The organism is Micromonospora qiuiae (assembly GCF_016863555.1).
GTDB lineage: Bacteria > Actinomycetota > Actinomycetes > Mycobacteriales > Micromonosporaceae > Micromonospora > Micromonospora qiuiae.
Map to the genome: position 1 here is coordinate 76,593 of NZ_BOPC01000023.1, position 21,847 is coordinate 98,439.

Genomic DNA, 21,847 nt, shown 5'->3' on the forward strand with positions numbered 1-21,847 from the left:
GCGGCCTGACCGGTGTCGAGCCGGCGCCGGCATGTTAAAAGGGGGCCCCTGCTATGCATGAGGCGTTAAGAAGGGGCCCTTCCTTGCACTTGAACATCAGCCGGGCTCGCTTGTGCGGCAGGTCGATCAGGGGGCCGTCGACGAAACCGGCCCGCCGTAGCCGGGCGATGGCCTTGTCGTTGCGGGCGTCCGGCTCCATCACCAGCCGCAGCCGGCCAGGATCGGTGAAGACGAACGCGATGAACTCGCCGAGCAGCGTGCCGGTGAACCCCGGCTCGGGCCGCACCGGCGTGCCGATCAGCAGGTGACCGCCGTAATCGCCGGGGCGGACCGGGTAGCACTCGCCGACCGGGTCGTGCTCCGGCTGGTACGTCTGGAACAGCGCCACCGGCGCACCGTCGCGCAGCGTCAGGTACGCATGGTGGGTGGACAGTGAATCGACGTACCGGTAGATCTCGGCGACCCGGTCCCGGTCGGCGTCACGCATCCCCCAGAACCGGGCCCGCTCCCGACTGACCCAGGAGTGGATCACGTCGGCGTCGATCTCCGGGTCGACCGGCCGGAAGGTGACCAGCCCGAAACCGGGGACGTGCCGCTCGTACCGGTGCCGCTCAGTCACCGTGCTCCTCGGTCAGCCGATCCCAGTCGCAGACCACCTCGATCAGCTCGCCGCGCAGCCAGTGCGGCAGTTGGTCGTCGCGGTGCGGGCCGGTGCCGTCGGCGCCGAACGGCACCACCCACCGGCTGTGCTCCCGCCGGCCGAGATCCCACACGTACCGGGCCGCCGGGCCGCGTAGGCACCGGTCGGTGACACCGGGGACGCTCGCGGTGGCCAGCACGCAGTCGTGGTCGCCGGCGAGCTCCGGGCCGTCCGGCGTGGCCGGGTCGGGCAGCGCCCGCCACGGCGCGAGCCGGTGCCGCTCGCCCCAGCGTCGGGTGTCGCCGGCAGCGGCGACCTCCTCGACCGCGGCCCGCAGCAGCGCGTCCCGGTCGAGACCGGGCAGGTCGGCGTGGAGCAGGGCCGGCAGCGCGTACCCGACCCGGGGCAACAGCGCCAGCCAGGGCCCGAACACCTCCGGGTAGCCGGACGGTCCGTCCAGCGCGGCCAGCGCCGGGTGGGCGGCGAGCCGGCGGACCACCGCCGCCCGCAGGTCGGCGAAAGCGGCCGCGTCGACGCTGCCGGCGTCCATCCGGCGGTCCCAGCGCAGCAGGCGCTCGCGTAGCGCGACGGCCTCGTCGCCGAGGCCAGGTGTCTCGGCGAGCAACGCCAACAGCGGTTCGGCAGCGGCGAGGTAGGTGTCGGTGTGGATCGCCGCCATCTGCTCGGGGCGCCAGCCGGTGCCGGCGGCGAGCAGCTCCCGGATCTGATCGGCGCGGTACGGCGGGGCGAACTCCACCCCGAGCCCCGCGGAGACACCGCGTTCGTTGGCCATCACCGCCACCTGGTCGACCGGGACGCTCGGCATCGGATGCCAGCCCTGCCAGGCGTGGCGGGCCTGGCAGGCCGGCACCACCCGCAGCCCGTTGTCCGGGTGGCGCTGCGGCACCCGGCCGGCGACCCGGTGCAGCAGCCCACCGGCGGTGTCGGCGGCAAGCACCACGTTCACCGGCTCGACCCAGCCGTCGAACGCCGCGTCGACGTCGCCGACGGTACGGGCGCGCAGCAGCGCCGGCAGCACGGCGAAGCCGAGGTCGGCGGTGACCCGGGGCGGGTGACGCAGGGCGACCGTCACCGCCGGATCGTCGTCGGGGCCGCCGGAGATCAGCGGCCCGCGCTCGGTTTCGATCACTTCGACCTCGACCGGATCCGCGCCGGCCACCTCGATCGTCTCGACGTGCCGGTGCGCGGCCCGCCAGCCGTCCGGCCCGTACGCCTCGACCAGGCCGTCGCGGCGGCGCAGTCGTTCGGCGTACCCGTCCTGGTAGTCGGCCATCGCGTTGGTGATGGCCCAGGCGACCTCGCCGGCGTGACCGAAGTGCGCAATACCCGGTACGCCGGGCACGGCGAAGCCGAGCACGTCGTACTCCGGGCAGGCGAGCCGGATCTGCTGGTAGATGCCGGGCGCCTCGATGATCCGGTGCGGATCACCGGCGATCAGCGCCGCGCCGGTGGCGGTGCGGTCGGCGGCCAGCAGCCAGCCGTTGCTGCCCGAAGTGAGGTGACCGTCGGCGGCGAACAGCGGGGTGGCCCACGGGCCGAGCCGCCGAGCCACGTGGGTGCGCCAGAGCTTGGTGCCGAAGCCGGCGAAGAGCACGTGGTGGGTGAGCCAGATCGCCAACGGTGTCCACGGTCGCCAGTGCCCGGCGGCCAGCCCGGTCGCGGCGAACTCGGGTGCCCGGGCCGCGCCGGCGGCCAGGCCGGCGTTGACGCCGTCGACGTAGCTGCCCACCCATCCGGCGGTGGCCGGGTCGAGGGCCGCGTGGCAACGCCGCGCGGTGTCGTCCAGCCGGGCCCGGCGGGCGAAGCTGTCCCAGGCGAGGGCGTCGGGGCCGAGGAAGGCCGCGCTGGTGCCCTGCGACCGGTGCCGTTCCACTTCGATCTGCCAGGCCCGGTCCAGTGCGGTGACCCGGCCCTGGGCGAAGGCCAGCGCCTCGTGGTCGGCGGCGCGCAAATGCGGAATCCCGTACGCGTCCCGGTATCGCCGGGCGGTGCGCTCGCTCACGGGCCCCACGTTATCGCTGTGGGCGCGACGCGACGCGGCTGGTTCGTTGACGGACAGGGCGAGCTCCAGTGTGGTGCGAAACGCCGAACGACGCTTGACAGGAAGTTAGGTTAGGTTAGCCTAACTCAGGCTGTCGTGGTCGATCGCGACCGCCCGATCCCACCTCCCGCACCGATCGCAGCAACCGCCGCGCGCCGCGTCGGCGGGTTTTGGCTGCCCACGGAAGGAATTCGATGACTCTGCCGGTGCACACCGCTCCGCCGATCCGGCCGACGGCCGCCCGGACCCATCTGTTCAACGACCGCACCGTCGACGACTACCGCCGGGCCGTGGCGGCCGGCGTCGACCGGGTGGCCCGGCGGGTGGCCCAGGCGAGCGGACCATTCAGCGGCGTACGTCCGGATCGGCTGGCGCCGCTGCTGGACGCGATCGACCTGGACCGGCCGCTGCACGACACCACCGCCGCGCTGGACGAGCTGGAGGAGGTGTACCTGCGCGACGCGGTCTTCTTCCACCACCCGCGCTACCTGGCCCACCTCAACTGCCCGGTGGTCATCCCGGCACTGCTCGGCGAGGCGGTGCTCAGCGCGGTCAACTCCTCGATGGACACCTGGGACCAGAGCGCCGGCGGCACCCTCATCGAGCGGCGGCTGATCGACTGGACGGCCCGCCGAATCGGCCTCGGCCCCGCCGCCGACGGGGTGTTCACCAGCGGCGGCACCCAGTCCAACCTGCACGCCCTGCTGCTCGCCCGGGAGGAGGCCCTGGCCGGGGCGGCCCCGGCCGACCGGCGGCTCCTGCTGCCCCGGCTGCGGATCGTCACCTCGGCGGCCGGTCACTTCAGCGTGCAGAAGGCGGCCAAACTGCTCGGCCTGGCGCCGGACGCGGTCGTGCTGGTGCGCACCGGCCCGGACCGGCGGATGCGCCCGGGGGCGGTACGACACGAGATCACCCGCTGCCGTCGTGCCGGGCTGCCGGTGATGGCGGTGGTGGCCACCGCCGGCACCACCGACTTCGGCACCATCGACCCGCTCGCCGAAATCGCCGAGGGGTGCGCCGGGGTGTGGCTGCACGTGGACGCCGCGTACGGCTGCGGGCTGCTCGTCTCGCCGACCCGCCGGCACCTGCTCGACGGCATCGAACGGGCCGACTCGGTGACCGTCGACTACCACAAGTCCTTCTTCCAGCCGGTCAGCTCCAGCGCCGTGCTGGTCCGCGACCGGCGGACGCTGCGGCACGCCACCTGGCACGCCGACTACCTCAACCCGGCCCGGGCGGTCGCCCAGCAGATCCCCAACCAGGTCGACAAGAGCCTGCAGACCACCCGTCGCTTCGACGCGCTCAAGCTCTGGCTGACCCTGCGGGTGATGGGCCCGGACGCCGTCGGCGAGCTGTTCGACGAGGTCTGCGACCGGGCCGCGCAGGCATGGGAGCTGGTCGCCGCCGACCCCCGGTTCGAGGTGCTCGCCCGCTCGCCGCTGAGCACGGTCGTGTTCCGCTGGCGGCCCACCGGGCACGGCCCGGAACTGGCCGACGCGGCCAACCTGCACGCCCGGGCGGAGCTGGCCGCCTCCGGCCTGGCCGTGGTCGCCGGCACCCGGGTCGACGGCCGGCAGTATCTCAAGTTCACCGTGCTCAACCCCACCACCACCCGCGACGACGTGGCGTACGTGCTCGACCTGATCGCCGAGCACGCCGGCCGGTACGCGCACACCCACGCCGATCTCACCTGCCCGGTCGGCTGAGCGTGCCGCCGGCGCACCCGAGCCTGGAGGGCCGGATGGAAAGCCACGACTTCATCGGGATCGGCCTGGGCCCGTACAATCTCGGCCTGGCCTGCCTCACCGCGCCGATCACCGAACTCGACGGGCTGTTCCTGGAAGCCCGTGACGACGTCTCCTGGCATCCCGGCATGCTGCTGGAGTCGTCCCGGTTGCAGACCCCGTTCCTGGCCGACCTGGTCACCCTGGCCGACCCCACCTCGCCGTACTCCTTCCTCGCCTACCTCAAGGAAATCGGCCGGCTCTACCCCTTCTACATCCGGGAGAACTTCTTCCCGCTGCGGGCCGAGTACGACGCGTACTGCCGCTGGGCCGCCGCAAAGCTGCCCAACCTGCGTTTCGGTCACCGGGTGACCGCCGTCGGGTACGACCCGGCCGACGACCGGTACGTGGTCACCGCCGCCGTGCGCGGCGACACGGTCACCTGTCGGGCCCGGCACCTGGTGCTCGGCACCGGCACCCCGCCGCACCTGCCCGCCGCCTGCGCCGGACTGGCCTCCGACGCGGTGCACACCTCGCACTACCTGGAACACCGGGACGCGTTGCGCGCCAAGCGGAGCATCACCGTCGTCGGCAGCGGACAGAGCGCCGCCGAGATCTACCACGACCTGCTCGCCGACATCGACGCCCACGGCTACCAGCTGAACTGGGTGACCCGCTCGCCGCGCTTCTTCCCGCTGGAGTACACCAAGCTCACCCTGGAGATGACCTCACCGGATTACGTGGACTACTTCCACGCCCTGCCCGAGCCCACCCGTTACCGTCTGGAAGCCGAGCAGCGGGGGCTGTTCAAGGGCATCTCCGCCGACCTGGTCAACGACATCTTCGACCTGCTCTACGCGCGTACCGTCGACGGACCGGTGCCCACCCGCCTGCTGACCAACACCGAGCTGACCGCTGTGACGTACGACGAGGCCACCGGCGTGCACACCCTCGGGCTGCGCCACGTCGAGCAGGAACGGGACTTCACCCTGGCGACCGAGGGGCTGGTGCTGGCCACCGGCTATCGCTACCAGGTGCCCGCCTTCCTGGATCCGATCCGGCATCTGCTGCGCTTCGACGGCCACGGCCGGCTCGACGTCGCCCGCAACTACAGCGTCGACCACACCGGACGCCGCGTCTTCCTCCAGAACGGCGGCACCCACACGCACAGCATCACCTCACCCGATCTGGGCATGGGCCCGTACCGCAACGCCTGGATCATCCGGGAACTGCTCGGCCGAGAGGCGTACCCGATCGAGAAGTCGATCGCCTTCCAGGAGTTCGGGGCGCCCGCGTGAGCAGCGTCGTCCACACCCGCCTCGACCCACGGCTCGGCGAGTTCGCCCTGCGTACGCTCGACGTGGCCGCCGACGCGCCGCTGCTGCACCGCTGGGTGACCCACCCCAGGGCGACGTTCTGGCTGATGGCCGACGCCGACGTGGGCCGGGTTGCGGAGGAGTACCGGCGCATCGCCGCACACCCGCACCACGACGCCTTCCTCGGGCTCTGGCGCGGCGAGCCGGCGTTCCTCGCCGAACGGTACGACCCCGCCCGGGTCGAGTTGGTCGGGCTCTACGACGCCCGCCCCGGCGACGTGGGCATGCACTTCCTCTGCGCGCCGCCGGAGGCGCCGGTGCACGGCTTCACCACGGCGGTGCTCACCACAGTGATGGCCTGGCTCTTCGCCGATCCGGGCACCGAGCGGGTCGTGGTCGAGCCGGACGTGCGCAACACCGCCGTGCACGCGCTCAACGCGGCGGTCGGCTTCGAGGTGGTCGGACCGATCACCAAGCCGGAGAAGACGGCGCTGCTGAGCATCTGCACCCGGGCGCGGTTCCGGGCCGCGACCGCAACGAAGGAGAATTCGTGTGATCACGCCTGACCTGGTCGCCCACCTGCGGCCGGAGACCTGGGAACGGGCCAACCGGCTGCTGGTGCGCAAGGCCCTGGCCGAGTTCACCCACGAGCGGCTGCTCACGCCCGAGCCGGACGATCCGGTCGCCGACCCCACCGGCCGGCGGTGGTACGCGGTCACCGGCGACTGCCCGGCGGTGCGCTACCGGTTCGCCGCCCGGGTGTCGACCCTGGAGCACTGGGACATCGACCCGGAGAGCATCACCCGGCACCGGGGCACCGAGCCGCTGCCGCTCGACGCCGTCGACCTCTGCCTCGACCTGCGCACCTCGCTCGGCCTCACCGACCGGATCCTGCCGGTCTACCTCGAGGAGATCACCTCCACCCTGGCCGGTATCGCCTACCGGATGGACCGTCCGCTGCCGAACGCGGCGAAGCTGGTCGAGGCCGACTTCCAGACCATCGAGACGTCGATGACCGAGGGGCATCCCTGCTTCGTGGCCAACAACGGCCGGCTCGGCTTCGGCGTCGATGAATACCACCGGTATGCTCCGGAGGCGGCCCGGCCGGTACGGCTGATCTGGGTCGCCGCGCACCGCGACCACTCGACCTTCACCTGCGCGACCGACCTGGACTACGACACGCTGGTCCGCGCCGAACTGGGCGAGCCCACCCTCACCGCCTTCGCCGACACCATGGCCGGATTCGGCCTGGACCTGGCCGACTACCACCTGATCCCGGTGCACCCCTGGCAGTGGTGGAACAGGTTGGCGGTCACCTTCGCCGGTGAGGTGGCCCGCCGCCGGCTGGTCTGCCTCGGCGAGGGGCCCGACCACTACCTCGCCCAGCAGTCCATCCGTACCTTCTTCAACGTCAGCCAACCCGAGCGGCACTACGTCAAGACCGCGCTCTCCGTGCTGAACATGGGCTTCCTGCGGGGCCTGTCGGCGGCGTACATGGAGGCCACCCCGGCCATCAACGACTGGCTGGCCGACCTGATCGCCGCCGACGACGTGTTCCGGGACACCGGCCTGACCATCATCCGGGAGCGGGCCGCCGTCGGCTACCGCCACCGGCAGTACGAGGCCGCCACCGATCGCTATTCGCCGTACCGCAAGATGCTGGCCGCGCTCTGGCGGGAGAGCCCGGTGCCCGGCCTGGCTCCCGGCGAGCGGCTGGCCACCATGGCGTCGCTGCTGCACGTCGACGCCGATGGCCGCTCGTTCGCCGCCGAGCTGATCGCCGCCTCCGGGCTGGCCCCGAGGGCGTGGCTGCGCCGCTACCTGCACGCCTACCTGACCCCGCTGCTGCACGCCTGCTACGCCTACGACCTGGCGTTCATGCCGCACGGCGAGAACGTCATCCTGGTGCTGCGCGACGGCGCCGTCGAGCGGGTGATCTTGAAGGACATCGCCGAGGAGATCGTGGTGATGAGCGCCGAGGCGACATTGCCGCCGGCCGTCGAGCGGATCCGGGCCGAGGTGCCCGAGGACATGAAGCTGCTCTGCATCTTCACCGACGTGTTCGACTGCTTCTTCCGCTTCCTGGGCGCGCTTCTGGCCGACCAGGGCGTGGCCGACGAGGAGACCTTCTGGCGTACCGTCGCCGAGTGCGTCACCGAGTACGCCGGCCGGGTGCCACACCTGGCCGATCGGCTGGCCCGCTACGACCTGTTCGCCCCGGAGTTCGCGCTATCCTGCCTCAACCGGCTGCAACTGCGCGACAACCAGCAGATGGTGGACCTTTCCGACCCGTCGGCCGCGCTACAACTCGTCGGCGCCCTGGCCAACCCGATCGCCCGCTTCGCACCGTCCTGATCGGGCTGTTTCGTCCCGCATCCGGTGGTGCCCGGGCCCGGGGTGGCCAGCCGCGGCATATGGGCCGGGCGTTCGCGCCGAGGGCGGGCGTCCTTCGGTGGCGTCAGTCCAGGGACAGGTCGGCGAGGTCGCGGTCCAGCAGCTTGGCCAGCAGGGTGTGTCGGCCGGGGTCGTTGTCCGGGGTGATGCCGCGGCTGGGCATCTCCACGGTCATCAGCAGGTGCAGGTGCATCCGGTACAGCGCCAGCCGGCGGCGTGCCCCGTCGTCGAAGACCAGCGGAGTGCCGCTGGCGTCGGCGTACCCGCGCAGGAACGGGTGCTCCGGCTCGTCCTCGGCCCGGCGGAACAGCAGCGGGGAGACCAGGTCCAGCAGCGGGTCGCCGTAGAGGAACCGTTCGCCGTCGACCAGCCCGCACATCCGGTACGCGCCGGTGTCGTCGGGTGTGGCCAGCACGTTGCCGTCCCAGGCGTCGAAGTGCAGCAGGACCGGGCGGCGTACCTGGTCGAGCAGGTCGGCGTGCCGGGCCACCAGCGCGCGGAACCGCTGCGGCGGCGTGGGGAGCGTGACGCCCCAGTCGGCGGCGTCGGCGAGCAGGTCTTCGATGATCGCCGTGAACGCGCTCGACCAGGTCGCGCCGCCGGTGCGACCGGCATCGTAGCCGAACCGGTCGCCGCTGATCTGGTGCAGGGCGGCGACGGCGGTGCCGAAGTCGTAGCGGGCGGCACTGTCGTCACCGTCCAGTTCGGGCAGTGCCTGCCCCGGCAGCCGGCCGGTGATCAGCCACTCGCCGAGGCGCGGATCCCGGCCGTGATGCAGCACCGGCGGCACGGGCACCTGCGGCGCGTGCTCGGCGACCAGCCGGAAGTAGCGGGCCTCGGCGGCGAGCATGTCCGCCTCGTAGCGCAGCAGTCGCACGCTGGGCGGCGGGGCCACCTTGAGCACCACGTCGCGGCCGTCGTCCAGGCGCACCCACCACACCGCCGCGAAGCCGCCGCCGGTCAGCGGCCCGCAGTCGTGCACCCGCCCGCCGGGGCCGAACGACGCCCGGATGAAGTCGGCCACGTCGCCCGGGGAGAGGAGCCGCTGGGTGGGACTGAGTATCGACACGCGATCAGGGTACGTGTTCGGGGGCTCGACGTCTGTCCCGTGCCGAGCCGCTCTCGCGTTGGCGGGAAGGCGTTCTCCGACCGCAGCTTCGGTGGTCCTTGAGGCTGTTAGGAAGGGGCCCCTGCTATACACCAGGCGTTAAAAAGGTGCCCTTCCTTTCACCGGTGCGGAGCTGTCGCTCCTTTCGCCGGCCCGGAGCTGTCGCGGCGGACCAGTTCGGCGGCGAGCGACTCCACCCGGGGGCCGCCGGCTCCGGCGTCCAGGGCCAGCGCCATCGCCCGCGCGCCCATCTCGACCAGCGGCAGCCGCACGGTGGTCAGCGCGGGGGTGACGTCGCGGGCGATCGGCATGTCGTCGAAGCCGAACACGCTGATCCGGTCGGGCACCGGCACCGCCCGGGAGCGCAGCACGGACAGCGCGCCGATGGCCATCGAGTCGTTCAGCGCCGCGATCGCGGTCAGCCCGGGCTCCGCGTCGAGCAGGGCGGCGGTGGCGGCGGCACCGCTGTCGCGGTCGAACTCGGCGTACCGGATGCGGTGCTCCGGCAGGTCGCGGCCGTGCGCGGTGAGCGCCTCGCGTAGCCCGGTGAGGCGGTCGGTCGTGGTGGTCAGCATCTGCGGCCCGGCCACCACACCGATCCCCTCGTGCCCGAGGCGGCACATCTCTTCCCCGAGCAGCCGGGCACCGCCCCGGTTGTCCGGCATCACCGCGTCGCCGGAGTGCTCGTGGCGGCCGATCACCGCGACCCGTCCGCCGGTGGCCTCGTACGCGGCCAACTTGCCGTTGAGCAGCCGGGTGAACTCGGCGTGGTGATAGCCGGAACCGGCCAGGATGATGGCGGCGACCTGCTGGCCCCGCAACAGCTCGACGTACTCCAGTTCCCGCTCCGGGTCGCGGTAGCTGTTGCAGATCATCAACAGCCGGCCCTGCTCGGTGGCGACGCGTTGCAGACCCCGGGTGATCTCCGAGAAGTACGGGTCGGAGACGTCGTGCACGATGACGCCGACGGCGCCGCGGTGCGAGCGGGCCAGCAGCTGGGCGTGGGCGTTCGGCACGTACTGCAGCTCGGCGACGGCCCGCAGCACCCGTTCGCGCAGCTCATCGGTGACCGGCTTGCTGCTGCCATTGATCACGCGAGATGCCGTGGCGGGCGAGACCCCCGCTCGCCGGGCCACATCGGACAGCGTCGCCACTGACGTCCCCTCCCGCGTCGCGCCGGCCGCGTAGGTGGCGGCAGGGTCACCGTACCGCAGCACAGGTCCATTCCCTGCTGCGTGGTTCCCGCAGGTCAAGGCCGCACGGTGGCGGCCCGGCCGATGACACACCGTCCGCAGCCGACCTCTGGCGAGCCGGTGGCGGTGATGTTAAAAGGGGGCCCTTCCTATGCACGAGGCGTTAACAAGGGGCCCTTCCTTTCACCCTTGCCGCTGCCGGACGGCTCACCTACGCTGACGGGAAAGCGCTTACCCGAGCGTGCGACGGGAAGGACTCCCATGACCCGCAGGTCGATCGGCATCATCGTGAACGGCGTCACCGGCCGGATGGGCTACCGGCAACACCTGGTGCGTTCCCTGCTGGCCATCCGGGAGGCCGGCGGCGTGCCGCTGGCCGACGGCACCACCGTCTGGCCGCACCTGGTCCTGGTCGGCCGCAGCGAAACCAAACTGTGCGAGATCGCCGAACGGCACGGCCTGGACGACTGGAGCACCGACCTGACCGCCGCGCTGGCCCGCGACGACGTGCAGATCTACTTCGACGCCCAGGTCACCCAGCAGCGGGAGAAAGCGATCCGGCAGGCGATCGAAGCCGGCAAGCACATCTACACCGAGAAGCCCCTCGCGGAGGACACCGCCGCCGCCCTCGACCTGGCGCGGGCCGCCCGCGCCGCCGGGGTCCGCACCGGTGTGGTGCAGGACAAGCTCTTCCTGCCCGGCCTGCGCAAGCTCAAGCGGCTGCTCGACGGCGGCTTCTTCGGCCAGGTGCTGTCGGTGCGGGGCGAGTTCGGCTACTGGGTCTTCGAGGGCGACTGGCAGCCCGCCCAGCGCCCGTCGTGGAACTACCGGGCGGAGGACGGCGGCGGCATCGTGGTGGACATGTTCCCGCACTGGCACTACGTGCTGGCGGAACTCTTCGGCGAGGTGCGCACGGTCTCCGCGACCATCGCCACGCACGTCCCGCGCCGCGTCGACGAGACCGGCCGGCCGTACCAGGCCACCGCCGACGACGCCGCGTACGCGGTTTTCGAGCTGGACGGTGGCGTCATCGCCCAGCTCAACTCGTCCTGGTGCGTGCGGGTGTTCCGCGACGAACTGGTCGAGTTCCAGGTCGACGGCACCGAGGGCAGCGCGGTCGCCGGGCTGCGGCGCTGCCGGGTACAGCACCGGGCGGTCACCCCGAAGCCGGTGTGGAACCCGGACCTGCCGGTGACCGAGAACTTCCGGTCGCAGTGGACCGAGGTGCCGGACAACGAGGACTTCGACAACGGTTTCAAGGTGCAGTGGGAGGCGTTCCTGCGGCACGTCGCGACCGGCGAGCCGTTCCCGTGGGACTTCCTCGCCGGGGCGCGCGGCGTGCAACTGGCCGAGCTGGGCCTGGTCTCGGCCCGCGAAGGCCGCCGCGTCGAGGTGCCGGAGCTGGCGCTGTGAGCGCCGCCGAGGTGCGGCTGCCCGGCGGCCGATGGCTGCGGTTGCGCGGTGGCGCCGGCCACCCCCGCCCCGACGGGTCGCCGCGCAGCCGCATCGCGTACGCCGCCGCGCACGTCGTCGCCGACCCCGAAGCCGACAACACCCCGGGCAGCCCGGCCACCCTTGACTGGGACCGCACCCTCGCCTTCCGTCGACACCTGTGGTCGTACGGGCTGGGGGTGGCCGAGGCGATGGACACCGCGCAGCGCGGCATGGGCCTGGACCACCCGGCCACCCGCGAGCTGATCCGGCGCAGCGCGGCGGAGGCCGGGGCCGTCGGTGGCCGGATCGTCGCCGGCGTCGCCACCGACCAGCTCCCTGCCGGCCCGGCCACCCTCACCGAGGTCACCGCCGCCTACCGCGAGCAGCTCGACGACGTGCAGGCCGCCGGGGCGGTGCCGGTGCTGATGTGCAGCCGCCACCTGACGGCAGCGGCCCGCGACCCCGAGGACTACCTGCGGGTGTACGACGAACTGCTGACCGCCGCAGACCGGCCGGTGGTGTTGCACTGGCTCGGGCCGATGTTCGACCCGGCCTTGAGCGGCTACTGGGGTTCGACCGACCTGGACCTGGCCGCCGACACGGTCGTCGAGCTGCTCAAGACCCACGCGTCCCGGGTGGACGGGATCAAGGTGTCGCTGCTCGACGCCGGCCGTGAGGTGGCGCTGCGCCGCCGGCTGCCGGCCGGGGTACGCCTCTACACCGGCGACGACTTCAACTATCCGGAGCTGATCCGGGGCGACGAGGTGGGCCACTCCGACGCGCTGCTCGGGGTCTTCGCCGCCATCGCACCGGCCGCCTCAGCCGCGCTGGCCGCCCTCGATCGGGGCGACCTCACCGCGTACGACGAGATCTTCGCGCCCACTGTGCCGCTGGCCCGACACCTGTTCGCCGCACCCACCTGGTACTACAAGACCGGCATCGTCTTTCTGGCCTGGCTGGCCGGCCACCAGGACCACTTCACCATGGTCGGTGGGTTGCAGTCCGGCCGGTCACCGGCGCACCTGGCGACCCTGCTCACCCTCGCCGACGCCGCCGGCCTGCTGCCCGACGCCGAGTTGGCCGCCGCCCGCGCGCGGGCCTACTTCACCGTCGCCGGGGTGCCCCAGTGACCGGGCGGCGGGAGGCGCTGCGGCGGTTCTCCTTCAACCAGGCCACCGCGCAGCACTGGCCGCTGCCCGACGTGGTGGCCGGCTGCGTCGCCGCCGGGGTGCCGGGGATCGGCCTGTGGCGGGAACCGGTCGCCGGGTACGGCGTCGAGCGCGCCGCCAAGCTGGTACGCGACGCCGGGCTGACGGTGACCACGCTGTGCCGGGGCGGGTTCTTCACCGCCGAGGACTGGCGGGAGCAGAACCGGCGTGCCGTCGACGAGGCGGCCACGCTCGGCGCGCCGGTGCTGGTGCTGGTCTCCGGCGGCCTCCCGGCCGGCAGCAAGGACATCGACGGCGCACGCGCCCGGGTCGCCGACGCGGTCGCCGAGTTGGCCCCGCACGCCGACGCCGCCGGAGTGACTCTGGCCATCGAACCGCTGCACCCGATGTTCAGCGCCGACCGCTGCGTCATCGCCACTCTCGGCCAGGCCCTCGACATCGCCGAACGGTTCGACCCGGGCGTGGTCGGCGTCGTCGTGGACGCGTACCACGTGTGGTGGGACGACAGGGTGTACGCCCAGATCGCCCGTGCGGGGAAGTGGATCGCCTCGTTCCAGGTCTGCGACTGGATCACTCCGCTGCCCGAGGGCGTGCTGCTCGGCCGGGCGCTGCCCGGCGACGGCTGCATCGAGCTGCGCCGGCTGCGCGAGGCGGTCGATCGGGCCGGCTACACCGGCCCGATCGAGGTGGAGGTCTTCAACGCCGACGTGTGGGCCCGCCCCGGCGAGGAGGTGCTGAGCGCATCGATCGACGGCTACCTGCGCGAAGTGATCTGACGGACGATCGGATGGACCACCTCGCCGGCGTGCTGCGCCGGGTGCGTGACGCGGGTGGAGCCGACCGCCGCGTCGCTGCGCCAGTGGCGGGGACGGTTCACCGCTTTGTTGCCGAGCGGTGCTCTTCCTCACCGGGCCAGTTTCCGGTTGAGGTACCGCTGCTCCGGCATGCTCGCTGTCAGTCGGGCGGCGATCCGGTACTGCTTCTTCGCGTCTTCGGCGTCGCCGTTGAGGTCGAGCAGGTGCCCGCGCACGGCGTACAGCCTGTGGTGACGTTGCATGGCGGGATCGTCCAGCAGCGGTTCAAGCACGGCGAGACCGGCTGCGGGATCGTGCGCCATCGCGACGGCGACCGCGTGGTTCAGCGTGACGGCCGGACTCGGCGCAACCCGGCCCAACATGTCATAGAGCAGGCTGATCTGTAGCCAGTCGGTCTCCTTGTACGTCGCGGCCTCGGCATGTACCGCGGTGATCGCGGCCTGCAGCTGGAACCTGCCCACGTGGCCGCGGGGCAGGTTTCGCTCCAACAGCTCGACGCCCTCGGTGATCAGGTCCCGCCGCCAGAGTGATCGGTCCTGCTCGGCGAGCGGCACGAGATCACCGGCGGCGTCGACCCGGGCGGGGGACCGGGCATGGGTGAGCAGCATCAGGGCCAGCGCACCGGCGACCTCGGCGTGGTCGGGAAGTGCGGCGTGCAGTTGCCGGACGAGCCGGATCGCCTCCTTGACGAGCAGGACGTCGAGCAGTTCCTCGCCCGATGTTCGCGTGTACCCCTCGGTGAACACCAGGTGGCATACGTCGATGACCGCAGCGACCCGGTCGGGCAGGTCTCGCTGCGACGGCAGAACGAACCGCGCACCGGCCTGGCGCAGCGCCGTACGTGCGCGGCTGAGGCGCTGCGTCATCGTGCGGACCGGCACGAGGTAGGCGGCCGCGATCTGCTCCACGCTGAGGCCGGCCACCGCCCGTAGGCAGAGCGCGACCTGCGACGGTCGCGTCAGTGCAGGATGGCAGCAGAGGAAGAACAGCCGCAGCGTGTCGTCACGGTCGTGCGTGGTGAGATCCTGCGTCGCGTACGGCCGTTGGGCCGCGTCGAGCGTCTCGCGGCGGACCCGGGCCGAGTCCGCCCGGGCCCGGTCGATCAGCCGTCGTGAAGCAACTGTGATCAACCACGCCCTCGGCGCGTCAGGCACGCCGTCAACGGGCCACCGGGCGGCGGCCACCTCGGCGGCGTCCTGCAGCGCCTCCTCACAGTCGCCGAGATCCCCATACCTGCGCAGCAGCGCCCCGAGGACGTGTGGCGCCTCCCGGCGCCACACGTCGTCAAGGACCGAACCCGTCACTGATCGTCGCCACCGGGCCACATCAGCGGCCGCAGCTCCACCGTTTCGTCCGGGCCGGAGAACCGAGCTGCGACCTCCTCGGCACGCGCCTGACCAGCAACGTCGATGAGGAAGAATCCGGCGAGGTGCTCCTTCGCCTCCGAGTACGGCCCGTCGCTCGCGAGCGGTTCGCCGTCGCGCCACCGGTACAGTCGGGCGTTGGCAGGGTCGCCCAGCGCCTCACCGCCGAGCAACTCGCCGTTGGCTTGCAACTCGGCCATCACCTGCTCGAACTCAGCGTTCAGCCGGTCGCGGACCTCGGCGGGCAGTGCCTGGTGGGCCCCGAGGTAGTCACTGGTCGGGTGACCCCAGGGCTGCGGGTTCGAGTGGATCAGGATGACGTACTTCATCGGGCCTCCCAGCGTGCACGACGGACCTTCCGTCGCTCACCTGATACGTCGGAGCGCCTCCGCCGATGTCTACATCGCGCCGTAGCGTCCTGCGTGAGCGTCAGCCGTCGGTCGGCCGCGGGGTGCTGCCAGCGCGGGTAGCGAGGGCGTCGACCAGGCGGCGGGTGGAGCCGGCGAGGTTCCACCGCTCGGCCAGCTCGAGGAGGCGCTCCGGGTGGGCGGGCGCGGCCGGCAGCTCGGTGGGCAGCGGCGGCAGCGGCACGTCCAGGGCGACGCGGACCACCTTCGGCGCCACCGCTAGGTAGTCGCGCGCGGCGGTGAGCTTGGCGCGCAGTCCGGGCGCGAAGCCGGAGGCCGGGTCGTCCAGGGCGGCGAGGATGCCGGCGATGTCGCCGTACCGGTCGACCAGTCGGGCGGCGGTCTTCTCGCCGACGCCGGGCACCCCCGGCAGCCCGTCGCTGGGGTCGCCGCGCAGCGCGGCGAACTCGGCGTACCGGTCGGCCGGCACGCCGTAGCGGGCACGCACCGCCGCGTCGTCGCAGTCCTCCAGCTTGGCCACCCCCCGCCCGACGTAGAGCAGCCGCACCCCCCGGACGTCGTCGATCAGCTGGAACAGGTCGCGGTCGCCGGAGACCACCTCCACCGGCCCGGGTTGGGTGACCGAGAGAGTGCCGAGCACGTCGTCGGCCTCGTAGCCGGGGGCGCCGACGACGGTGATGCCCAGCACGGCGAGCATGTCGAGGATCATCGGCACCTGCGGGATGAGGGTGTCCGGCACCACTTCGCCGCCCTCGGGCGCGACCCGGTGCGCCTTGTACGACGGCAGCAGCGCCACCCGCCAGTCCGGCCGCCAGTCGTGGTCCATCGCGCAGACCATCCGCCCCGGCTGCCGGGTGCGGATCAGGTGGGCGAGCATGTCGAGGAACCCCCGCACGGCGTTGACCGGTTGGCCGTCGGCGGTCCTCGCGGCGGACTCGGGGATGCCGAAGTACGCCCGGAAGTAGAGGCTGGGCGCGTCGATGAGCATGATCGGGGTCTGCTGTGCCACGCCCGACAGCCTGGCACACCCCACCGACGTTCGGTGCGTTCGGCACCATCCGGAGGATGCGGCCCGGTCAGCCCCCGATGGCGGTGCCTCGGCAGGTTCCTCCTGCGCGACGGCGACGGAGGTGACGATGACGATCACCGTAAATGATGGCCGTTCAGCGTCTGGTGGTGCCACCGGAGGTGTTGTAGTGCGTTTCCTGCCCGGTCTGGAGCTGTCCCGGCACTTCCACGCCGTGGTGGTCGCGCCGGTGCTCCGGCGGAACTTTGCCGACCTGCGGTACGCCGCCGGGCGCCTCGACGGCGGGTCGGAGCTGCTCGGCCTGGACACGTCCCGGTCCACCGACCACGACTGGGGCTGCCGACTGCAACTGTTCGTCGGCCCCGCCGACGCCCACCGTGTTCCCGAAGTGCTGGACGCCGTGGACGCCGCGCTGCCGGCCACGTTTCTCGGCTTGCCGACCCGCTTCGCCGACGCCGAGGACGTGCTGTTCGGCGTCGCGGGGGAGAACGGCGTACGGCACGGCGTGACCGCCCATGAACTGGGCGGCTGGTTCCACGGCCGGCTGGGTTTCGATCCGAGTCGGACGGTGTCCACATCGGACTGGTTGGCGACGCCGACCCAGCGGCTGGCGGAGGTGACCGGTGGCGCGGTCTTCCATGACGGTCTCGACGGTGTGCTCACCCGGGCCCGATCGGCCCTGCGGTGGTATCCCGACGACGTGTGGCGGTACGTGCTGGCCGCCGCGTGGACCAGGGTGGCGCAGGCCGAGCACCTGCCGGGCCGGTGCGCCGAGGTCGGCGCCGAGGTGGGCAGCCGGGTGGTGGCCGCCGGCGTCGCCCGCGATCTGATGCGCATCGGCCTGCTGGCCGGGCGACGCTGGCCGCCGTACGACAAGTGGCTCGGCACCGTGTTCGGCCGGCTGCCGGGCGCGGCGGCGGTGACGGCGGCGCTGGCCGACGCGCTCGACGACAACCGACGCGCCTGGCGCCGTCCGCCCATTGCACCCGAACGACCGTTAAGCTGAATGGGTGGCTCATCGCGCTCTGACTGTCGACCGGATCCTGCCCACCGACGAGGCTCGCGACCTGCTGGAACTGGCCACCGAACTCGCCGACCGGGAACTCGCCCCGAAAGTCGTCGCGCACGAGCAGCGCGCCGAGTTCCCCCGGGAGGTGCTGCGCACCCTGGGCCGGGCCGGTCTGCTCGGCCTGCCCTACCCGGAGGAGTACGGCGGCGCCGCCCAGCCGTACGAGGTCTACCTGCAGGTGCTGGAGATCCTGGCCGGCCGCTGGCTCACCGTCGCCGAGGCGGTCAGCGTGCACACCCTGTCCTGCTACCCGGTCGCCGCCTTCGGCACCGAGGAACAGCGCAAGTTGCTGCCCGACATGATCGGCGGCGAGATGTTGGGCGCGTACTGCCTCTCCGAGCCGCAGGGTGGCTCGGACGCCGCCGCGCTGACCACGAAGGCGGTCCGCGACGGGGACGCCTACGTCGTCTCCGGCACCAAGGCGTGGATCACCCACGCCCAGGTGGCCGACTTCTACAACATCTTCTGCCGCACCGGCGGTCCGGGCGCCCGGGGCATCTCCTGCCTGCTCGCCGACCGGGCCACGCCCGGCATCCACCCGCAGGCCGCGGAGCGCACCATGGGCCTGCGGTCCTCGCCGGTGGCGCAGGTCGCCTTCGACGAGGCCCGGGTGCCGGCGGACCGGCTGATCGGCGGCGAGGGCAACGGCTTCACCATCGCCATGTCGGCCCTGGATTCCGGTCGGCTCGGCATCGCCGCCTGCGCTGTGGGCCTGGCCCAGGCGGCGCTGGACTACGCGGTGGACTACGCCCGACAGCGTCGGCAGTTCGGCCGCTCGATCATCGACTTCCAGGGACTCGGGTTCACCCTGGCCGACCTGGCCACCCAGATCTCCGCCGCTCGGGCGTTGACCCTGGCCGCGGCCCGGCTGCGCGACGCCGGCCGACCGTACTCGGTCGAGGCGGCCAAGGCGAAGCTGTTCGCCACCGACATGGCGATGCGGGTGACCACGGATGCGGTGCAGGTGCTCGGCGGCGCGGGCTACGTGGCCGACCATCCGGTGGAGCGGTACATGCGCGAGGCGAAGGTGCTCCAGATCGTCGAGGGCACCAACCAGATCCAGCGTCTGGTGATCTCCCGGGCCCTGGCGAAAGACTGACCGAACCCCGTGGAAGGGGGACGGCCGGTGGGCGGGTCGTCGCGCCGACGGCTCACACCCGGTAAGTTTGCACGCCGTGGAGGACATCGACCGGGCCATCGTCGCCGCTTTGACCGCAGACGGCCGGCTGTCGTACACGGACCTGGCGGAGAGGGTCGGCCTGTCGGTCTCCGCCGTGCACCAGCGGGTGCGCCGGCTGGAACAGCGCGGTGTCCTCAAGGGGTACGCCGCGCGGGTCTCCTTCGAGGCGCTCGACCTGCCGCTGACCGCGTTCGTGGCGATCCGGCCGTTCGATCCGTCGCAACCCGACGACGCCCCGGAGCGGCTGGCCCACCTGCCGGAAATCGATTCGTGCTACTCGGTGGCGGGGGAGGACTTCTACCTGCTGCTGGTGCGGGTGGCCGGTCCGGCGGATCTGGAGCGGCTGCTCCAGGAGATACGCACTTCCGCCAACGTCACGACCCGGACCACCGTCGTGCTCTCCACGCCGTACGAGCACCGCCCGCCGAAGGTCGATCCCTAAGGCGGTGCGTCGGATCGGCCGGCGCAACTCCCTGACTAGGGGCGGTTCCACCGAACAGTCATGATCGCATGATCGTTTGACGAATGGTATGCGTTCGGATTGGTCCGGGAATGGAACTGACGGGTACCCATAGTCGACCAGGTGCGGACACACCGCAGGAATGAAAGCCTCTACAATTCAGCCTGCTTTGCGGCAACGTGGGCACCGGTCGCCATGGACGTCGCCGCCTCGGCATTCGAGCCGGTTTGTCTACCCGGGGGAGGACAGGATGCATCCGCTGCCGTGCTCGTACGCGAGCTGGAACACGCCCGGAGTCCACCGGTGACCCACAGCATTGTCTCTGCAGGTGAACCTGAGGTGAACCCGGCCGATAGCCCGGGTGAAATCCCGGTCGAGCCGGACCTGGCCGAACCGCCCGGCACCGATCCGGACACCCGCGGCGCCGAGCCCGCCCCACCGGCGCCGGATCGAACCGGGATCGCCGAGCCGTCGGGCGGGCTGGGTTCGTGGATCCGGAACCCGCGGCTGGCCGACTGCTCGGTGGAACTGGCGGCCCTGGCGGCCGTACTCCTGGCGGTGCTGGGCGACTCGCCCCTCTGGGCGCTGCCGCCGGCGGTGGCGGCGGTCGGGCTGCTGGGTTGGACCTGGCGCGGCGCACTGCATGGCCACCGGGTCTCCTCCGGCGGCTCGATGGTGGCCCGACTTCTCCTGCTCACCTGCGCGTACGTCGTCGCCGCGGTACACGGGGGTCTCGACGTCACGCTGGCCGTCGGCATCACGCTCGCGGTGCTGGCCATCCTCGGCGAGTCCCTGGTGGCGGTGCTGGCACGCAGTGCGCAGCCGGTTGTGGCCAACCTGCCCGGCGCCGGACTACGCCCGTGCCTGCGCCCCAACACCAACCGGGCCACGCTGGTCAACGGCTTCGTGATGGTGGTGGCGCTCGGCTGCGCGTTCGTCGGTGACCACGGCGTGGTGGTGATCGTTGCGGCGGCCGCGGGCGTGGGTCTGATCGTGTTCACGGGCGTGCAGTTGCTGCAGCGGGCCCTGCTGCGGAGGGGTGTGGAGAGCCGGCTGCCGGCCGTGGTGGCCGCGTACCAGCCGGTGTTCCTGCTGTACTGGCAGGCCGCCGCCGGCACCGAGTACCAGATCGGGATGTGGCTGCCCTACCTGGAACGGCTCAACAAACGGTTCATGGTCGTCGTGCGCAGCGAGCACAACTTCACCGAGGCGGTGCGGCTCACCAACGCTCCGGTGCTGCTGTGCCGAGGCACCAGCCAACTCGACGCGGTGATCGTGCCGTCGTTGAAGGCTGCTTTCTACGTGAACAACGCCGCCAAGAACACCCACTCAGTCCGGTACACCCAGCTGAAGCACATCCAGCTCAATCACGGTGACAGCGACAAGGTGCCGAGTCACAATCCGGTGTTCCGGATGTACGACAAGAACTTCGTGGCGGGTCAGGCGGCGATCGACCGGTTCGCGGCCAACGGCGTGCAGATGCCGGCGGAGATGTTCACGATCGTGGGGCGTCCGCAGGTGGAGAATGTGGCGATCGCGGCGCAGCCGATCTCCTCGATCGCGAACCCCCGGGTGTTGTACGCCCCGACCTGGGCCGGTTTCCACGCCGACTCCAACTACTCCTCACTGCTGGTCGGCTACGACATCATCAAGGCCCTGGTGGCGCGCGGATGCAGTGTCGTGTTCCGTCCGCACCCGTACTCGCGGCGTTCCCCGGCGCTGAGCCGGGAGTGTGACCGCATCCGGGAGTTGTTGGCCGAGGATCGGCGGGTGAACGGGCGGCCGCACGTGTTCGGGCCGGATGCCGAGGTGAAGATGTCGGTGGTGGACTGCTTCAACGCCTCGGACGTGTTGGTCTCGGACGTGTCGAGTGTGGTGGCGGATTACCTGTATTCGGAGAAGCCGTTCGCGATGGTGGCCGTCTCGGCACCGGCGTCCCGGTTCCCCGAGTCGTTCCCGCTCGCCCGGGCCAGCTACGTGATCGACGCGTACGGCGGCCAGGTGCACGGGGTCGAACCGCTCCTGGACGACATGCTCGGGGGCGACCCGCTCGCCGCCACCCGTCGGGAGCTGAAGAGGTACTACCTCGGGGACATCCCGGCGGAGGGGTACGCGCAGCGCTTCCTCGACGAGGCTGCTCGCTACCTCTGATCGTCGGCGGGTGAGTGCCCCCGCAGCCGAGTCCGGCTTCGGCTCAGCATCGCACAGCTGATCCGGAGCCGGACCGTTTATGCTTGCTTGCTTCGGCCCGGATCGGTGTGCCCGGTCCACCGGAGCAGGTGGGACGAGATCTCGCCAAACGGGTCGAGGTGGACCGAAAGGGTGCACCCCCTGGCGGAGGACTCGCCGCGTACGTGGCTAGTATCCACCCTGATTCTGCGCGGAAGTGAGACCCGGACCACTAGCAGCGGCCGGACCTGCGGCTGGCGTCGCCCGTCGTGTTGCCGCCGATCCCGGCTGCGGTCGGCGGGTCTGAAAGGGGAGGATGAGATGTACCGATCAACGCGGTCGCGGTTCAACCGGA

Annotated in this window: 18 protein-coding genes; 11 read left to right on the plus strand and 7 right to left on the minus strand. The window is 71.8% G+C overall.

The features are described 5' to 3' along the window. Positions 1-34: 34 nt before the first annotated feature. Positions 35-619 (minus strand): GNAT family N-acetyltransferase, encoded by a 585-nt coding sequence (locus Vqi01_RS09135; RefSeq protein WP_204034227.1) that lies wholly within the window; start codon positions 617-619, stop codon positions 35-37. Continuing rightward, positions 612-2,663 carry a penicillin acylase family protein gene (locus Vqi01_RS09140; RefSeq protein WP_204034228.1) on the minus strand — a complete coding sequence of 684 codons (2,052 nt, stop codon included), beginning with the start codon at positions 2,661-2,663 and terminating at the stop codon, positions 612-614. The genes Vqi01_RS09135 and Vqi01_RS09140 overlap by 8 nt, the downstream gene beginning before the upstream one ends. Positions 2,664-2,896: 233 nt before the next feature. On the opposite strand from Vqi01_RS09140, the gene Vqi01_RS09145 reads away from it, so the two are divergent. From Vqi01_RS09145 to Vqi01_RS09160, 4 genes are read left to right on the plus strand one after another with little or no spacing between them, the layout of a single operon-like run. After that, positions 2,897-4,408, plus strand: coding sequence for a pyridoxal phosphate-dependent decarboxylase family protein (locus Vqi01_RS09145; RefSeq protein WP_204034229.1), 1,512 nt, complete (start codon positions 2,897-2,899; stop codon positions 4,406-4,408). A 35-nt stretch (positions 4,409-4,443) separates the two neighbouring features. Continuing rightward, positions 4,444-5,724: a lysine N(6)-hydroxylase/L-ornithine N(5)-oxygenase family protein gene (locus tag Vqi01_RS09150; RefSeq protein WP_204034230.1), complete on the plus strand. Its 1,281-nt coding sequence runs from the start codon at positions 4,444-4,446 to the stop codon at positions 5,722-5,724. Next, positions 5,721-6,308 carry a GNAT family N-acetyltransferase gene (locus Vqi01_RS09155; RefSeq protein WP_204034231.1) on the plus strand — a complete coding sequence of 196 codons (588 nt, stop codon included), beginning with the start codon at positions 5,721-5,723 and terminating at the stop codon, positions 6,306-6,308. Before Vqi01_RS09150 ends, Vqi01_RS09155 begins: the two co-directional genes overlap by 4 nt. Beyond that, complete coding sequence (locus tag Vqi01_RS09160) at positions 6,298-8,097, plus strand: IucA/IucC family protein (RefSeq protein ID WP_275408754.1); 1,800 nt, start codon at positions 6,298-6,300, stop codon at positions 8,095-8,097. Before Vqi01_RS09155 ends, Vqi01_RS09160 begins: the two co-directional genes overlap by 11 nt. A 103-nt stretch (positions 8,098-8,200) precedes the next feature. Here Vqi01_RS09160 and Vqi01_RS09165 read toward each other — a convergent pair whose 3' ends face one another. Next, entirely contained in the window at positions 8,201-9,205 is a 1,005-nt protein-coding gene (locus Vqi01_RS09165; protein ID WP_239098275.1) for a phosphotransferase, read from the minus strand. Between the two features lie 158 nt (positions 9,206-9,363). Continuing rightward, complete coding sequence (locus tag Vqi01_RS09170; RefSeq protein WP_204034291.1) at positions 9,364-10,398, minus strand: LacI family DNA-binding transcriptional regulator; 1,035 nt, start codon at positions 10,396-10,398, stop codon at positions 9,364-9,366. A gap of 300 nt (positions 10,399-10,698) precedes the next feature. On the opposite strand from Vqi01_RS09170, the gene Vqi01_RS09175 reads away from it, so the two are divergent. From Vqi01_RS09175 to Vqi01_RS09185, 3 genes are read left to right on the plus strand one after another with little or no spacing between them, the layout of a single operon-like run. After that, the gene (locus Vqi01_RS09175) at positions 10,699-11,850 is read left to right on the plus strand and encodes a Gfo/Idh/MocA family protein (RefSeq protein ID WP_204034233.1); all 1,152 of its coding nucleotides are present in this window, start codon (positions 10,699-10,701) and stop codon (positions 11,848-11,850) included. After that, a complete protein-coding gene (locus tag Vqi01_RS09180) occupies positions 11,847-13,001 on the plus strand; it encodes a dihydrodipicolinate synthase family protein (RefSeq protein ID WP_204034234.1) in 1,155 nt (384 codons plus the stop codon). The genes Vqi01_RS09175 and Vqi01_RS09180 overlap by 4 nt, the downstream gene beginning before the upstream one ends. Next, positions 12,998-13,816, plus strand: coding sequence for a sugar phosphate isomerase/epimerase family protein (locus Vqi01_RS09185; RefSeq protein WP_239098276.1), 819 nt, complete (start codon positions 12,998-13,000; stop codon positions 13,814-13,816). The genes Vqi01_RS09180 and Vqi01_RS09185 overlap by 4 nt, the downstream gene beginning before the upstream one ends. A 128-nt stretch (positions 13,817-13,944) precedes the next feature. Here the strand turns inward: Vqi01_RS09185 and Vqi01_RS09190 are convergent, their stop codons facing one another. The 3 genes from Vqi01_RS09190 to Vqi01_RS09200 form a co-directional block, all read right to left on the minus strand. Then, the gene (locus tag Vqi01_RS09190) at positions 13,945-15,159 is read right to left on the minus strand and encodes an RNA polymerase sigma factor (protein WP_239098277.1); all 1,215 of its coding nucleotides are present in this window, start codon (positions 15,157-15,159) and stop codon (positions 13,945-13,947) included. Beyond that, the gene (locus tag Vqi01_RS09195; RefSeq protein ID WP_204034236.1) at positions 15,156-15,548 is read right to left on the minus strand and encodes a YciI family protein; all 393 of its coding nucleotides are present in this window, start codon (positions 15,546-15,548) and stop codon (positions 15,156-15,158) included. Before Vqi01_RS09195 ends, Vqi01_RS09190 begins: the two co-directional genes overlap by 4 nt. A gap of 100 nt (positions 15,549-15,648) precedes the next feature. Beyond that, positions 15,649-16,575 carry a 5'-3' exonuclease gene (locus Vqi01_RS09200; RefSeq protein ID WP_204034294.1) on the minus strand — a complete coding sequence of 309 codons (927 nt, stop codon included), beginning with the start codon at positions 16,573-16,575 and terminating at the stop codon, positions 15,649-15,651. Between the two features lie 208 nt (positions 16,576-16,783). On the opposite strand from Vqi01_RS09200, the gene Vqi01_RS09205 reads away from it, so the two are divergent. The 4 genes from Vqi01_RS09205 to Vqi01_RS09220 all read left to right on the plus strand — a co-directional run bounded on the left by Vqi01_RS09205 (position 16,784) and on the right by Vqi01_RS09220 (position 21,474). Beyond that, positions 16,784-17,620 (plus strand): DUF4037 domain-containing protein, encoded by an 837-nt coding sequence (locus tag Vqi01_RS09205; protein ID WP_204034237.1) that lies wholly within the window; start codon positions 16,784-16,786, stop codon positions 17,618-17,620. Between the two features lie 19 nt (positions 17,621-17,639). Beyond that, positions 17,640-18,782 (plus strand): acyl-CoA dehydrogenase family protein, encoded by a 1,143-nt coding sequence (locus tag Vqi01_RS09210; protein ID WP_204034296.1) that lies wholly within the window; start codon positions 17,640-17,642, stop codon positions 18,780-18,782. A 76-nt stretch (positions 18,783-18,858) separates the two neighbouring features. Next, complete coding sequence (locus tag Vqi01_RS09215; protein ID WP_204034238.1) at positions 18,859-19,305, plus strand: Lrp/AsnC family transcriptional regulator; 447 nt, start codon at positions 18,859-18,861, stop codon at positions 19,303-19,305. Positions 19,306-19,662: 357 nt separating this feature from the next. Then, complete coding sequence (locus Vqi01_RS09220; protein ID WP_239098278.1) at positions 19,663-21,474, plus strand: CDP-glycerol glycerophosphotransferase family protein; 1,812 nt, start codon at positions 19,663-19,665, stop codon at positions 21,472-21,474. Positions 21,475-21,847: the final 373 nt, after the last annotated feature.

Coding starts and splice junctions, on each gene's coding strand:
- Vqi01_RS09145 (WP_204034229.1), top strand. CDS start 2,897: ATGACTCTGCCGGTGCACACCGCTCCGCCGATCCGGCCGACGGCCGCC.
- Vqi01_RS09150 (WP_204034230.1), top strand. CDS start 4,444: ATGGAAAGCCACGACTTCATCGGGATCGGCCTGGGCCCGTACAATCTC.
- Vqi01_RS09200 (WP_204034294.1), bottom strand. CDS start 16,575: ATGCTCATCGACGCGCCCAGCCTCTACTTCCGGGCGTACTTCGGCATC.
- Vqi01_RS09175 (WP_204034233.1), top strand. CDS start 10,699: ATGACCCGCAGGTCGATCGGCATCATCGTGAACGGCGTCACCGGCCGG.
- Vqi01_RS09195 (WP_204034236.1), bottom strand. CDS start 15,548: ATGAAGTACGTCATCCTGATCCACTCGAACCCGCAGCCCTGGGGTCAC.